Here is a 13674-nt window from a genome sequence, read left to right as displayed (position 1 = left end):
TCGGCAGTTTTGATTTTGGAGCTGAAAAATGGCAAAAGAGAAATTTGAGCGGACCAAGCCGCACGTGAACGTCGGCACCATCGGTCACGTGGACCACGGCAAGACGACACTGACGGCGGCGATCACCACCGTGCTGTCGGCCAAGTTCGGCGGTGCAGCCAAGGCCTACGACCAGATCGACGCGGCTCCGGAAGAAAAGGCCCGCGGCATCACCATCAACACCGCCCACGTGGAATACGAGACGGCCAACCGCCACTACGCCCACGTTGACTGCCCCGGCCACGCCGACTACGTCAAGAACATGATCACCGGTGCCGCCCAGATGGACGGCGCCATCCTGGTGTGCTCGGCCGCTGACGGCCCCATGCCCCAGACCCGCGAGCACATCCTGCTGGCCCGTCAGGTGGGCGTGCCTTACATCATCGTGTTCCTGAACAAGTGCGACATGGTCGACGACGCCGAGCTGCTCGAACTCGTTGAAATGGAAGTGCGCGAACTGCTCGACAAGTACGAATTCCCTGGCGACGCCACCCCCATCATCCACGGCTCGGCCAAGCTCGCCCTCGAAGGCGACAAGGGCCCTCTGGGCGAAGAAGCCATCATGAAGCTGGCCGATGCGCTGGACACCTACATCCCCACGCCTGACCGTGCGGTGGACGGTGCCTTCCTGATGCCCGTGGAAGACGTGTTCTCCATCTCCGGCCGCGGCACCGTCGTGACCGGTCGTATCGAGCGCGGCATCGTCAAGGTCGGCGAAGAAATCGAGATCGTCGGTATCAGCGACACCCAGAAGACCACCTGCACCGGCGTGGAAATGTTCCGCAAGCTGCTGGACCAGGGCCAGGCTGGCGACAACGTCGGTATCCTGCTGCGCGGCACCAAGCGCGAAGACGTGCAGCGCGGTCAGGTGCTGTGCAAGCCCGGCTCCATCAAGCCGCACACGCACTTCACCGGCGAGATCTACGTGCTGTCCAAGGATGAAGGTGGCCGTCACACGCCGTTCTTCAACAACTACCGTCCGCAGTTCTACTTCCGTACCACCGACGTGACCGGCTCGATCGAGTTGCCCGAAGGCAAGGAAATGGTCATGCCGGGTGACAACGTGTCGATCACCGTGAAGTTGATCGCCCCGATCGCCATGGAAGAAGGCCTGCGCTTCGCCATCCGCGAAGGTGGCCGTACCGTTGGTGCCGGTGTGGTTGCCAAGATTCTTGCGTAAGTTCAACGCCCGTTAGGGCATAGCCAGTAGGGGTATAGCTCAATTGGCAGAGCGTCGGTCTCCAAAACCGAAGGTTGTAGGTTCGATTCCTACTGCCCCTGCCACAAAACAGGTAAGCATCGGAACCTGAATCCGCTCTGTTTTCGTGGTTTACAAGCCCGCCGAAGTCGTCAAGACCTCTGGTGGGCTTGCGTGTCTCAAGCTTCGGGCTTCGATGTCACGCGTTTTTGTTACGAATCGTCTGGAACCCCATGGCCTCTTCCGAAGTTCAAACCGTCAACACCAGCGCCGACAAGGCCAAGCTGGCGGTCGCTGTTGTGCTGCTGCTGGGGGCGTTCGTCGCGTTTTACCTGCTTTCGGGCCAGGGAGCGCTGGCGCAATGGGGTGCGCTGATTGCGTGCCTGGTGGCTGCTGTGGTGGTTTTTGGTGTTTCCGAGTCAGGCAAGCGGCTCGTGGCCTTCGGGCGCGATTCGTGGCGTGAAGCCAAGAAGGTGGTCTGGCCTGCGCGCAAGGAAGCGATCCAGATGACAGCCTACGTGTTTGCATTCGTGTTTGTGATGGCGCTCTTTCTGTGGCTGACCGACAAGACCCTGGAATGGTTGTTTTACGACCTGATCCTGGGCTGGAGAAAATAATGACCGATCAACACAGTCCCGTGACGGATGGCGTGGCCGCCGAGGGCATGCGCTGGTATGTGGTGCACGCCTATTCCGGCATGGAAAAGGCGGCTGAGCGCAACATCATCGAGCGCATCAACCGTGAAGGCATGCAGGACAAGTTCGGCCGCATTCTGGTGCCCACCGAAGAAGTGGTGGAGGTCAAGAACGGCCAGAAACGCACCACCGAACGCAAGTTTTTTCCTGGCTATGTGCTGGTGGAAATGGTGATGGACGATGAAACCTGGCACCTGGTGAAGCACACCAACAAGGTCACCGGTTTTGTCGGTGGCGCCAAGAACCGCCCGGCCCCGATTTCCGAGGAAGACGTCCAGAAGATCGTCAACCAGATGCAGGAAGGCACCGACAAGCCCCGCCACAAGGTGGAGTTTGTCGTCGGAGAATACGTGCGCGTCAAGGAAGGCCCGTTCACGGACTTCAACGGCACGGTCGAAGAAGTCAATTACGAGAAGAACAAGATGCGCGTGTCGGTGACCATTTTCGGTCGCGCCACGCCAGTCGAGCTCGAATTCAGCCAGGTCGAAAAGACCTGAAGTTTCCGCGGCACAGGTGGGTCGGCCCGACGCCTGTGCCATTTGTTTTTTCCGGGTCCCCCACCGCGAGGAGGTTGTCATGATGGCAGCCGTCTGCACTCGCAGGAGCTAAAAAATGGCGAAAAAAATCGTCGGCTTCATCAAGCTGCAAGTGCCAGCTGGTAAGGCCAACCCCTCCCCACCGATCGGCCCGGCCCTGGGTCAGCGCGGCCTCAACATCATGGAGTTCTGCAAGGCGTTCAACGCCCAGACCCAGGGTCTTGAGCCCGGTATGCCGATCCCGGTGACCATCACCGCTTTTGCTGACAAGAGCTTCACCTTCAAGATGGGCACGCCTCCGGCGACCTACATGATCAAGAAGGCCATCAAGCTCGACAAGGGTTCTTCGGTACCCAACAAGAACAAGGTCGGCAAGATCACGCGCGCTCAGCTCGAAGAGATCGTGAAGACCAAGATGAAAGACATGACCGCTGCCGACGTGGACGCCGCCGTGCGCACCATCGCCGGTTCGGCCCGCTCGATGGGCGTGATTGTGGAGGGCGTGTAAATGTCCAAGCTGACCAAAAAGCAAAAGGCCTTCGCCGGCAAAGTGGACGCCAACAAGCTCTACGCGCTGACCGACGCCCTGGCCATCATCAAAGAGTGTGCCAACGCCAAGTTTGACGAATCCATCGACGTGGCGATCCAGCTCGGCGTGGACGCCAAGAAATCCGACCAGGTGGTGCGTGGCGCCGTCGTGATGCCCAACGGCACCGGCAAGACCAAGCGCGTGGCCGTGTTCGCCCAGGGCGCCAAGGCCGAAGAAGCCAAGGCCGCCGGTGCCGATATCGTCGGCATGGACGACCTGGCGGCTGACGTCAAGGCAGGCAAGATGGACTTCGACGTCGTCATCGCTTCGCCCGACGCCATGCGTGTGGTCGGTACCCTGGGTCAGATCCTGGGTCCGCGCGGCCTGATGCCCAACCCCAAGGTGGGTACCGTGACGCCCGACGTGGCGCAAGCGGTGCGCAACGCCAAGGCCGGTCAGGTGCAGTTCCGCGTTGACAAGGCTGGCATCGTGCACGGCACGATCGGTCGCCGTTCGTTTGAAGCCGACAAACTCCAGGGCAACCTGGTGGCCCTGCTCGACGCCCTGACCAAGGCCAAGCCCGCCACCAGCAAAGGTGTTTACCTGCGCAAAGTGGCCGTGTCTTCGACCATGGGTGTGGGCGTTCGCGTCGACATGCAATCCATCGCGGCCTGATCGCGAGAAGAATTCGGGCCACTCCGGTGGCCCGGGTGTGGTGGGTCCGGGGGTTGACAACAACGTCAGTCCACGGGGCCATCCAAGACCGTTGGTGTCGGAGCGTGTTCGCGAGAACACCGACCGACTTAATTGTGACAAGCCAACGCAGATGGCGATCCCGCTGCAGATGGATTGAGTTCCTGAAACAGTTGGTCGCTGCAATGAGGCGTGCCGGAGGCCTTTGGGCCGAGGGCACATTTAAGGAGTAGACCTTGAGTCTGAATCGCAGTGAGAAAGAAGCGGTCATTTCCGAAGTGACCAGCCTCGCCGCAAAAGCTCAAACGCTCGTGATGGCGGAATACCGTGGCATCACGGTCGCGAACATGGACAAATTGCGCGTCAATGCCCGCAACAGCGGTGTGAGCCTGAGCGTGTTGAAAAACACCCTGGCCCGCCGTGCGGTGGCTGGCAGCAGTTTTGAAGTGGTCGCCGACCAGATGACCGGTCCGCTGATCTATGGCTTCTCCGAAGACGCCGTGGCCGCCGCGAAAGTGGTGGCCGAATTCGCAAAAACCAACGACAAGTTGGTGATTCGCGCAGGCGTCTACGGTGGCAAAGTCCTGGACATCGAGGGCGTCAAGCAGCTCGCCAGCATCCCATCCAAGGAAGTTTTGTTGGCCCAGCTGTGTGGCTTGCTGATGTCGCCCATGTCGCGTACGGCCGTTGTGCTGGGCGCGTTGGCGGCGAAAAAAGGCGAAGGCGCTGCCGCTCCGGCAGAAGCAGCTGCAGAACCCGCAGCTGAACCCGCCGCACCGGCAGAAGACGCTGCCGCCGCCTGAAGGCGTGGCAGATTCGTTTAACCAATTGTTAGGAAATCAAAATGGCATTCGATAAAGACGCATTTTTGACCGCGCTGGACAGCATGACGGTCATGGAACTCAACGACCTGGTGAAAGCCATCGAAGAGAAGTTTGGTGTGAGCGCTGCCGCCATGGCCGCTCCCGCTGCTGGTGGTGGCGGTGCCGCTGCTGCTGCTGAAGAGAAGACCGAATTCAACGTCGTGCTGCTCGAAGCCGGCGCCAACAAGGTCTCCGTCATCAAGGCCGTGCGCGAAATCACCGGTCTGGGCCTGAAAGAAGCCAAAGACCTGGTCGACGGCGCTCCGAAGAACGTGAAAGAAGCTGTTGCCAAGGCCGACGCCGAAGCCGCAGTGAAGAAGCTGGTGGATGCCGGCGCCAAGGCCGAGCTGAAGTAATTCACTCGCCAGGCCAGGGCTGGAGTGCTCGAAAGAGCCTCCAGCCTTTGGTGCTTTCTGAGCCGCCAGTGCCGATGGCACTTTTGCAGTGTTTCAAACCCACTGCAGCGCCCATGCACTGGTGCCGTGTTTTAAATAACACTGATAAGCAAACTCTTCCGAGTTTGTTTATCAGTGTTTTCTGACCCCGACTGCAGAAAACGACTTGGTTCGGGCCTGTGTGCAATGCACAGGCCGTCCGCCAATGGTTGGTAGAGGCCAGCCACCAAGCAAGTCACCAGGAGTCCATCCCTGGTAGGCAGACAGTCGCCGCAGACCTCAAGCCCGGAGATCTCATGGCCACAGCATCGAATTATTCATACACCGAACGCAAACGCATCCGAAAGAGTTTTGGCACCCGCGAAACCGTCATCGCGATTCCTTACCTCTTGCAGATGCAAAAGGACGCGTACACCGCGTTCCTGCAAGCCGATTCGGCTCCCAAAAAGCGCACCAACGAAGGCCTTCAGGCTGCGTTTGAGGCCGCCTTCCCCATCGTCTCGCACAACGGCTTTGTGGAGATGAAGTTCGTCGAGTACAACCTGGCCAAGCCGGCGTTCGACGTGCGCGAATGCCAGACCCGTGGCCTGACCTTTGCTTCGGCCGTGCGCGCTCGCGTGCAGCTCATCATTTACGACCGTGAGTCCTCGACCAGCCAGTCCAAGGTCATCAAGGAAGTCAAGGAGCAAGAGGTCTACATGGGCGAAGTGCCCCTGATGACCGACAAGGGTTCCTTCATCATCAACGGCACCGAGCGTGTCATCGTGTCGCAGTTGCACCGTTCACCCGGTGTGTTCTTCGAACACGACAAGGGCAAGACCCACAGCTCGGGCAAGCTGTTGTTCTCGGCCCGCATCATTCCTTACCGCGGTTCGTGGCTCGACTTCGAATTCGATCCGAAGGACGTGCTGTTCTTCCGCGTCGACCGCCGTCGCAAGATGCCGGTCACCATCCTGCTCAAGGCCATCGGTCTGACGCCGGAAACCATCCTGGCCAACTTCTTCGTCAACGACCACTTCCGCCTGATGGACAGCGGCGCCCAGATGGCCTTCGTGCCCGAGCGCCTGCGTGGCGAGGTGGCCCGTTTTGACATCACCGACAAGTCGGGCAAGGTCGTGGTCGCCAAGGACAAGCGCATCACCGTGCGCCACACCCGCGAAATGGAACAGTCCGGCACCACGCACATCAGCGTGCCCGAAGACTTCATGATCGGCCGCGTGGTCGCGCGCAACATCGTGGACGCCGACACCGGCGAGATCATCGCCAAGGCCAATGATGAGTTGACCGAAGTGCTGCTGAAGAAACTGCGCACCTCGGGCGTGCAGGACCTGCAGTGCCTCTACACCAACGAACTCGACCAGGGCGCTTACATCAGCCAGACCCTGCGCAGCGACGAAACCGCTGACGAGTTCGCCGCCCGTGTCGCCATCTACCGCATGATGCGCCCCGGCGAACCGCCGACCGAAGACGCGGTGCAGGCCCTGTTCCACCGCTTGTTCTACAACCCGGACACGTACGACCTGTCGCGCGTGGGCCGCATGAAGTTCAACGCCCGCGTGGGCCGCGACGAATCCACCGGCGCCATGGTACTGTCCAACGAAGACATCCTGGCCGTGGTCAAGATCCTCGTGGACCTGCGCAACGGCCGGGGCGAAGTGGATGACATCGACCACCTGGGTAACCGCCGTGTGCGCTGCGTCGGCGAACTCGCCGAGAACCAGTACCGCACCGGTCTGGCGCGCATCGAAAAGGCCGTGAAAGAGCGTCTGGGCCAGGCCGAGCAAGAGCCGCTGATGCCGCACGACCTGATCAACTCCAAGCCGATTTCCGCGGCCCTGAAGGAGTTCTTCGGCGCGTCGCAGCTGTCGCAGTTCATGGACCAGACCAACCCGCTGGCCGAGATCACCCACAAGCGCCGCGTGTCGGCCCTTGGCCCGGGTGGTCTGACCCGCGAACGTGCCGGCTTCGAAGTGCGCGACGTGCACGTGACCCACTACGGTCGCGTCTGCCCGATTGAAACGCCTGAAGGTCCAAACATCGGCCTGATCAACTCGCTGGCCCTGTACGCGCGCCTGAACGAATACGGCTTCATCGAAACACCGTACCGTCGCGTGATCGATGGCCAGGTGACGAACCAGATCGACTACCTGTCGGCCATTGAAGAAGGCAAGTACGTCATCGCCCAGGCCAATGCCACGCTGGACGCCGAAGGCCGCCTGACCGGCGACCTGATTTCCGCGCGTGAAAAGGGTGAATCCATCCTGACCTCGGCCGACACCATCCAGTACATGGACGTGTCGCCGGCGCAGATCGTGTCGGTGGCCGCCTCGCTGGTTCCTTTCCTGGAGCACGATGACGCGAACCGCGCGCTGATGGGCGCCAACATGTCGCGCCAGGCCGTGCCTGTGCTGCGTCCCGAGAAGCCGCTGGTCGGCACCGGCATCGAGCGCGTCGCCGCGATCGACTCCGGCACCGTGGTCACCGCCAAGCGTGGCGGCGTGGTCGACTACGTGGACGCGACCCGCATCGTGATCCGCGTGAACGACGCCGAAGCCGTGGCCGGTGAAGTCGGTGTGGACATCTACAACCTGATCAAGTACCAGCGTTCCAACCAGAACACCAACATCCACCAGCGCCCGATCGTCAAGAAGGGCGATCTGCTGGGCAAGGGTGACGTGATCGCCGACGGCGCTTCGACCGACCTGGGTGAAATCTCGATCGGCCAGAACATGCTGATCGCCTTCATGCCCTGGAACGGCTACAACTTCGAGGACTCGATCCTGATCTCCGAGCGCGTGGTCGCCGAAGACCGCTACACCTCGATCCACATCGAGGAACTGGTGGTCATGGCGCGCGACACCAAGCTGGGCGCGGAAGAAATCACCCGCGACATCCCCAACCTGGCCGAGCAGCAGCTCAACCGCCTGGACGACTCCGGCATCATCTACGTCGGCGCCGAAGTGCTGCCCGGCGACGTGCTGGTGGGCAAGGTCACACCCAAGGGCGAGACCACGCTCACGCCCGAAGAAAAACTGCTGCGCGCCATCTTCGGCGAGAAGGCCAGCGACGTGAAAGACACCTCGCTGCGCGTGGACCAGGGCTCGCAAGGCACCGTGATCGACGTGCAGGTCTTCACCCGCGAAGGCATCACGCGCGACAAGCGCGCGCAGCAGATCATCGACGACGAACTGAAGCGTTTCCGCCTGGACCTGAACGACCAGCTGCGCATCGTGGAAGCCGACGCCTTCGACCGTATCGAGAAGTTGCTGACCGGCAAGCTCGCCAACGGCGGCCCGAAGAAGCTGTCCAAGGGCACGACCATCGACAAGGCCTACCTGGCCGACGTCGAGAAGTACCACTGGTTCGACATCCGTCCGGCCGACGATGATGTCGCCGCCCAGCTGGAGTCGATCAAGAACTCGATGGAGCAGACGCGTCACAGCTTCGACCTCGCGTTCGAAGAGAAACGCAAGAAGCTCACGCAGGGCGACGAGCTGCCCGCTGGCGTGTTGAAGATGGTCAAGGTCTACCTCGCCGTCAAGCGCCGCCTGCAGCCGGGTGACAAGATGGCCGGCCGCCACGGCAACAAGGGTGTGGTCTCCAAGATCGTTCCGGTCGAAGACATGCCCTACATGGCCGACGGCACCCCCGCCGACATCGTGCTGAACCCGCTGGGCGTGCCTTCGCGCATGAACGTGGGTCAGGTGCTGGAAGTCCACCTGGGCTGGGCCGGCAAGGGCATTGGCCAGCGCATCGGCGACATGCTGCAGCAGGAAGCCAAGGCTTCCGAAATGCGAGCGTTCCTCGAAACGGTCTACAACCACACCGGCAAGAAAGAGACCCTGTCCGAGCTCAGCGACGCTGACGTGATGGAGATGGCCGAAAACCTGACGAACGGCGTACCGTTTGCCACGCCGGTGTTCGATGGTGCGTCGGAAGATGAAATCCGCGCCATGCTGAAGCTGGCGTACCCGGACGACATCGCCGCCAAGAAGGGCCTGACCGAAACCCGCACCCAGGCGCAGCTGTACGACGGCCGCACGGGTGACGCTTTCGAGCGCAAGACCACCGTGGGCTACATGCACTTCCTGAAGCTGCACCACCTGGTCGACGACAAGATGCACGCCCGTTCCACCGGCCCGTACTCCCTGGTCACGCAGCAACCGCTGGGCGGCAAGGCGCAGTTCGGTGGTCAGCGTTTCGGCGAGATGGAAGTGTGGGCACTCGAAGCCTACGGCGCTTCCTACATCCTGCAGGAAATGCTCACCGTCAAGTCCGACGACGTGCAGGGCCGCACCAAGGTGTACGAAAGCATCGTCAAGGGCGAGCACTCGATCGAAGCGGGCATGCCCGAGTCGTTCAACGTGCTGGTCAAGGAAATTCGTTCGCTCGGTATCGACATCGAACTCGAACGCTCCTAATTCGCCGGCAAGACAAGGATTGAACCCATGAAATCATTACTCGACCTGTTCAAGCAGTTCACGCCCGACGAGCATTTCGATGCCATCCGCATCGGCCTGGCTTCGCCGGAAAAAATCCGCTCGTGGTCTTTCGGCGAAGTCAAGAAGCCCGAGACCATCAACTACCGCACGTTCAAGCCCGAACGCGACGGCCTGTTCTGCGCCAAGATTTTTGGTCCCATCAAGGACTACGAATGCCTGTGCGGCAAATACAAGCGCCTCAAGCACCGCGGCGTGATCTGCGAGAAGTGCGGCGTTGAAGTCACGCAGACCAAGGTGCGCCGCGAGCGCATGGGTCACATCGACCTGGCCGCGCCCTGCGCCCACATCTGGTTCCTGAAGTCGCTGCCTTCGCGTCTGGGCCTGATCCTGGACATGACGCTGCGCGACATCGAACGCGTGCTGTACTTCGAAGCCTATGTGATCGTCGATCCGGGCATGACGCCGCTGAAGAAATTCGCGATCATGACCGAGGACGACTACGACGCCAAGCGCAAGGAATTCGGCGACGAGTTCATTGCCAAGATGGGCGCCGAAGGTATCAAGGAGCTGCTGCAGGCCATCGACCTCGAGATCGAGATCGAAAAGCTGCGCAACGACCTGACCGGTTCCGAGCTCAAGATCAAGAAGAACGCCAAGCGCCTGAAGGTGCTGGAAGCCTTCAAGAAGTCCGGCATCAAACCCGAGTGGATGGTGCTGGACGTGCTGCCCGTGCTGCCGCCGGACCTGCGTCCGCTGGTGCCGCTGGACGGCGGCCGCTTCGCGACCTCTGACCTGAACGACCTGTACCGCCGCGTCATCAACCGCAACAGCCGTCTGCGCCGCCTGCTCGAACTCAAGGCCCCTGAAATCATTGCGCGCAACGAAAAGCGCATGCTGCAGGAAGCCGTGGACTCGCTGCTGGACAACGGTCGCCGTGGCAAGGCCATGACGGGTGCCAACAAGCGCGCCCTGAAGTCGCTGGCCGACATGATCAAGGGCAAGAGCGGCCGTTTCCGCCAGAACTTGCTGGGCAAGCGTGTCGACTACTCGGGCCGTTCGGTCATCGTGGTCGGTCCGACGCTCAAGCTGCACCAGTGCGGCCTGCCCAAGCTGATGGCGCTGGAGCTGTTCAAGCCTTTCATCTTCTCGCGTCTCGAAGCCATGGGCATCGCGACCACCATCAAGGCCGCGAAGAAGGAAGTCGAAGCCGGCACGCCGGTGGTGTGGGACATCCTGGAAGAGGTGATCAAAGAGCACCCGGTGATGCTGAACCGCGCACCCACGCTGCACCGCCTGGGTATCCAGGCTTTTGAACCCATCCTGATCGAAGGCAAGGCGATCCAGCTGCACCCCCTCGTTTGCGCGGCCTTCAACGCCGACTTCGATGGCGACCAGATGGCCGTTCACGTGCCGCTGTCGGTGGAAGCCCAGATCGAAGCCCGCACCCTGATGCTGGCCTCGAACAACATCCTGTTCCCGGCCAACGGCGAACCCTCCATCGTGCCGTCGCAAGACGTGGTGCTGGGTCTGTACTACGCGACCCGCGAGCGCATCAACGGCAAGGGCGAAGGCATGATCTTTGCCGACCTGCTGGAACTGCAGCGTGCGCTGGACAACGGCGTGGTCGAGATCACCGCCAAGATCAGCGTGCGTCTGCAGCAGTACACGCTGGACAAGGCCACGGGTGAATTCACGCCTTTCATCTCCCTGGTCGACACGACGGTTGGCCGCGCGCTGCTGTCCGAGATCCTGCCCAAGGGCCTGCCTTTCGAAGTGCTGAACAAGCCGCTGAAGAAGAAGGAAATCTCCAAGCTGATCAACGTGTCTTTCCGCAAGTGCGGTCTGAAAGAGACCGTGGTTTTCGCCGACAAGCTGTTGCAGAACGGTTTCCGACTGGCCACCCGCGCCGGTATCTCGATTGCCGTGGACGACATGCTGGTGCCGAAGGAAAAGCCGGCCATCATCGAACGCTCGGAAAAAGAGGTGAAGGAAATCGCCCAGCAATACGCTTCGGGTCTGGTGACCGCAGGCGAACGCTACAACAAGGTGGTGGACATCTGGGGCAAGGCCGGTGACGAGATCTCCAAGGTCATGATGGCCCAACTGGCCAAGCAGAAGACCACCGACCGCCACGGCAATGAAGTGGACCAGGAGTCGTTCAACTCCATCTACATGATGGCCGACTCGGGTGCCCGCGGTAGCGCGGCCCAGATTCGCCAGCTGGCCGGCATGCGCGGCCTGATGGCCAAGCCCGACGGCTCCATCATCGAGACCCCCATCACGGCGAACTTCCGTGAAGGTCTGAACGTGTTGCAGTACTTCATCTCCACCCACGGCGCCCGAAAGGGCCTGGCCGACACGGCGCTGAAGACCGCGAACTCGGGTTACCTGACCCGCCGTCTGGTGGACGTGACGCAGGATCTGGTGGTCAACAGCCAGGACTGCGGTACGACCAACGGCACGGTGATGCGCGCCATCGTCGAAGGTGGTGAAGTGATCGAGTCGCTGCGCGACCGCATCCTGGGCCGCACCACCTGCGATGAGGTGATCCACCCGGAGACCCGCGCGGTCCTGTTGCCGGCCGGCACCCTGCTGGACGAAGACATGCTCGACGAGCTGGAAGCCGCTGGCGTGGACGAGGTCAAGGTGCGCACCGCACTGACCTGCGAAACCCGCTTCGGCATCTGCGCCAAGTGCTATGGCCGCGACCTGGGCCGCGGTGGCCTGGTGAACATCGGCGAAGCCGTCGGTGTGATCGCAGCCCAGTCGATTGGCGAACCCGGCACGCAGCTGACCATGCGCACCTTCCACATCGGTGGTGCGGCGTCGCGTGCGGCCGTGGCCTCCAGTGTGGAAGCCAAGTCCAGCGGTTCGATCGGTTTCAACGCCACCATGCGTTATGTAACCAACACCAAGGGCGAGCTGGTGGTGATTGCGCGTTCCGGCGAAATCATCATCCACGACGAAATCGGTCGTGAGCGCGAACGCCACAAGGTGCCCTACGGCGCCATCCTGGCGGTCAAGGCCGACCAGGCCATCAAGGCCGGTGCGATCCTGGCCAACTGGGACCCGCTGACCCGACCCATCATCACGGAATTCGCCGGTCAGGTGAAGTTCGAGAACGTGGAAGAGGGTCTGACGGTGGCCAAGCAGGTCAACGACGTGACCGGTCTGTCCTCGCTGGTGGTGATCGATCCGAAGCACCGCGGTTCGACCAAGGTGGTTCGTCCGCTGGTCAAGCTGCTCGACGCCCAGGGCAACGAAGTGAAGATCCCCGGCACCGACCACTCGGTGACGGTGGGCTTCCAGATCGGCGCGCTGCTGGAAGTGCGCGACGGTCAGGACGTCGGCCCCGGCCACGTGCTCGCCCGCATCCCGGTCGAAGGCCAGAAGACGCGCGACATCACCGGCGGTCTGCCGCGGGTGGCCGAGCTGTTCGAAGCCCGCAGCCCGAAGGACAAGGGCATGCTGGCCGAGATGACCGGTACCGTGTCGTTCGGCAAGGAGACCAAGGGCAAGGTTCGCCTGCAGATCACCGATCCGGAAGGCAAGATCTGGGACGAACTCATCCCCAAGGAAAAGAACATCTTGGTGCACGAAGGCCAGGTGGTCAACAAGGGCGAGAGCGTGGTGGACGGCCCGGCCGATCCGCAGGACATCCTGCGCCTGCTGGGCATCGAAGAGCTGTCGCGTTACATCGTGGACGAGGTGCAGGACGTGTACCGACTCCAGGGCGTGAAGATCAACGACAAGCACATCGAGGTGATCGTGCGCCAGATGCTGCGCCGCGTGATCGTCGACAGCGTGGGCGATTCGAACTACATCGCCGGTGAGCAGGTCGAGCGTTCGGAGATCCTCAACACCAACGACGCGCTGCGCGCCGAGGGCAAGCTGCCCGCGGTCTACAGCAACGTGCTGCTGGGTATCACCAAGGCCTCGCTGTCCACCGATTCCTTCATCTCGGCGGCTTCCTTCCAGGAAACCACCCGCGTGTTGACCGAAGCGGCCATCATGGGCAAGCGCGACGAACTGCGTGGCCTGAAGGAAAACGTGATCGTGGGTCGTCTGATCCCGGCCGGTACCGGCATGGCTTACCACGAGGCGCGCAAGGTCAAGGAAAAGATGGACGACGAAGAGCGTCGCGCCATCGCCGAAGCCGACGCCGTGTCGCTGGCGGCCGATCAGGCCGACGCTTCGAGCACCAACGAAGCGGCTGAATAAGCCACATGAACTGAACCCGGCTTCACCGCTGAGTTCCTGAACGCCCCCGGCCATCTGGCCGGG

9 protein-coding genes and 1 tRNA gene are annotated in these 13674 nt (G+C 61.6%); all 10 read left to right on the top strand.

Annotation, left to right across the window (positions count from 1 at the left end):
- Positions 1-28: 28 nt before the first annotated feature.
- The 10 genes from tuf to rpoC all read left to right on the top strand — a co-directional run bounded on the left by tuf (position 29) and on the right by rpoC (position 13611).
- Positions 29-1219 carry an elongation factor Tu gene (gene tuf / locus AC23D4_RS12585; protein WP_472890024.1) on the top strand — a complete coding sequence of 397 codons (1191 nt, stop codon included), beginning with the start codon at positions 29-31 and terminating at the stop codon, positions 1217-1219.
- Between the two features lie 28 nt (positions 1220-1247).
- Positions 1248-1323 (top strand) — tRNA-Trp (locus AC23D4_RS12580).
- A gap of 147 nt (positions 1324-1470) precedes the next feature.
- Positions 1471-1854, top strand: coding sequence for a preprotein translocase subunit SecE (gene secE, locus AC23D4_RS12575; protein ID WP_226463758.1), 384 nt, complete (start codon positions 1471-1473; stop codon positions 1852-1854).
- Entirely contained in the window at positions 1854-2429 is a 576-nt protein-coding gene (gene nusG / locus AC23D4_RS12570) for a transcription termination/antitermination protein NusG (protein WP_177132500.1), read from the top strand. Before secE ends, nusG begins: the two co-directional genes overlap by 1 nt.
- Before the next feature lie 115 nt (positions 2430-2544).
- A complete protein-coding gene (rplK, locus tag AC23D4_RS12565) occupies positions 2545-2976 on the top strand; it encodes a 50S ribosomal protein L11 (protein WP_305360000.1) in 432 nt (143 codons plus the stop codon).
- On the top strand, positions 2977-3672 hold the full coding sequence (rplA, locus tag AC23D4_RS12560) for a 50S ribosomal protein L1 (RefSeq protein WP_305359999.1): 696 nt from the start codon (positions 2977-2979) through the stop codon (positions 3670-3672).
- Between the two features lie 254 nt (positions 3673-3926).
- Positions 3927-4493, top strand: a complete 567-nt coding sequence (rplJ, locus tag AC23D4_RS12555; RefSeq protein WP_305359998.1) for a 50S ribosomal protein L10 — start codon at positions 3927-3929, stop codon at positions 4491-4493.
- A 41-nt stretch (positions 4494-4534) separates the two neighbouring features.
- On the top strand, positions 4535-4909 hold the full coding sequence (rplL, locus tag AC23D4_RS12550) for a 50S ribosomal protein L7/L12 (RefSeq protein WP_177132494.1): 375 nt from the start codon (positions 4535-4537) through the stop codon (positions 4907-4909).
- A 335-nt stretch (positions 4910-5244) separates the two neighbouring features.
- Positions 5245-9369, top strand: a complete 4125-nt coding sequence (gene rpoB, locus AC23D4_RS12545) for a DNA-directed RNA polymerase subunit beta (RefSeq protein WP_472890023.1) — start codon at positions 5245-5247, stop codon at positions 9367-9369.
- Between the two features lie 27 nt (positions 9370-9396).
- A complete protein-coding gene (gene rpoC, locus AC23D4_RS12540) occupies positions 9397-13611 on the top strand; it encodes a DNA-directed RNA polymerase subunit beta' (protein WP_472890022.1) in 4215 nt (1404 codons plus the stop codon).
- Positions 13612-13674: the final 63 nt, after the last annotated feature.

The sequence above is a fragment of the Hydrogenophaga sp. L76 genome (assembly GCF_057654755.1).
Note: the sequence above shows the minus strand (reverse complement) of the source record. Positions and strands in the feature narration are given on the sequence as shown.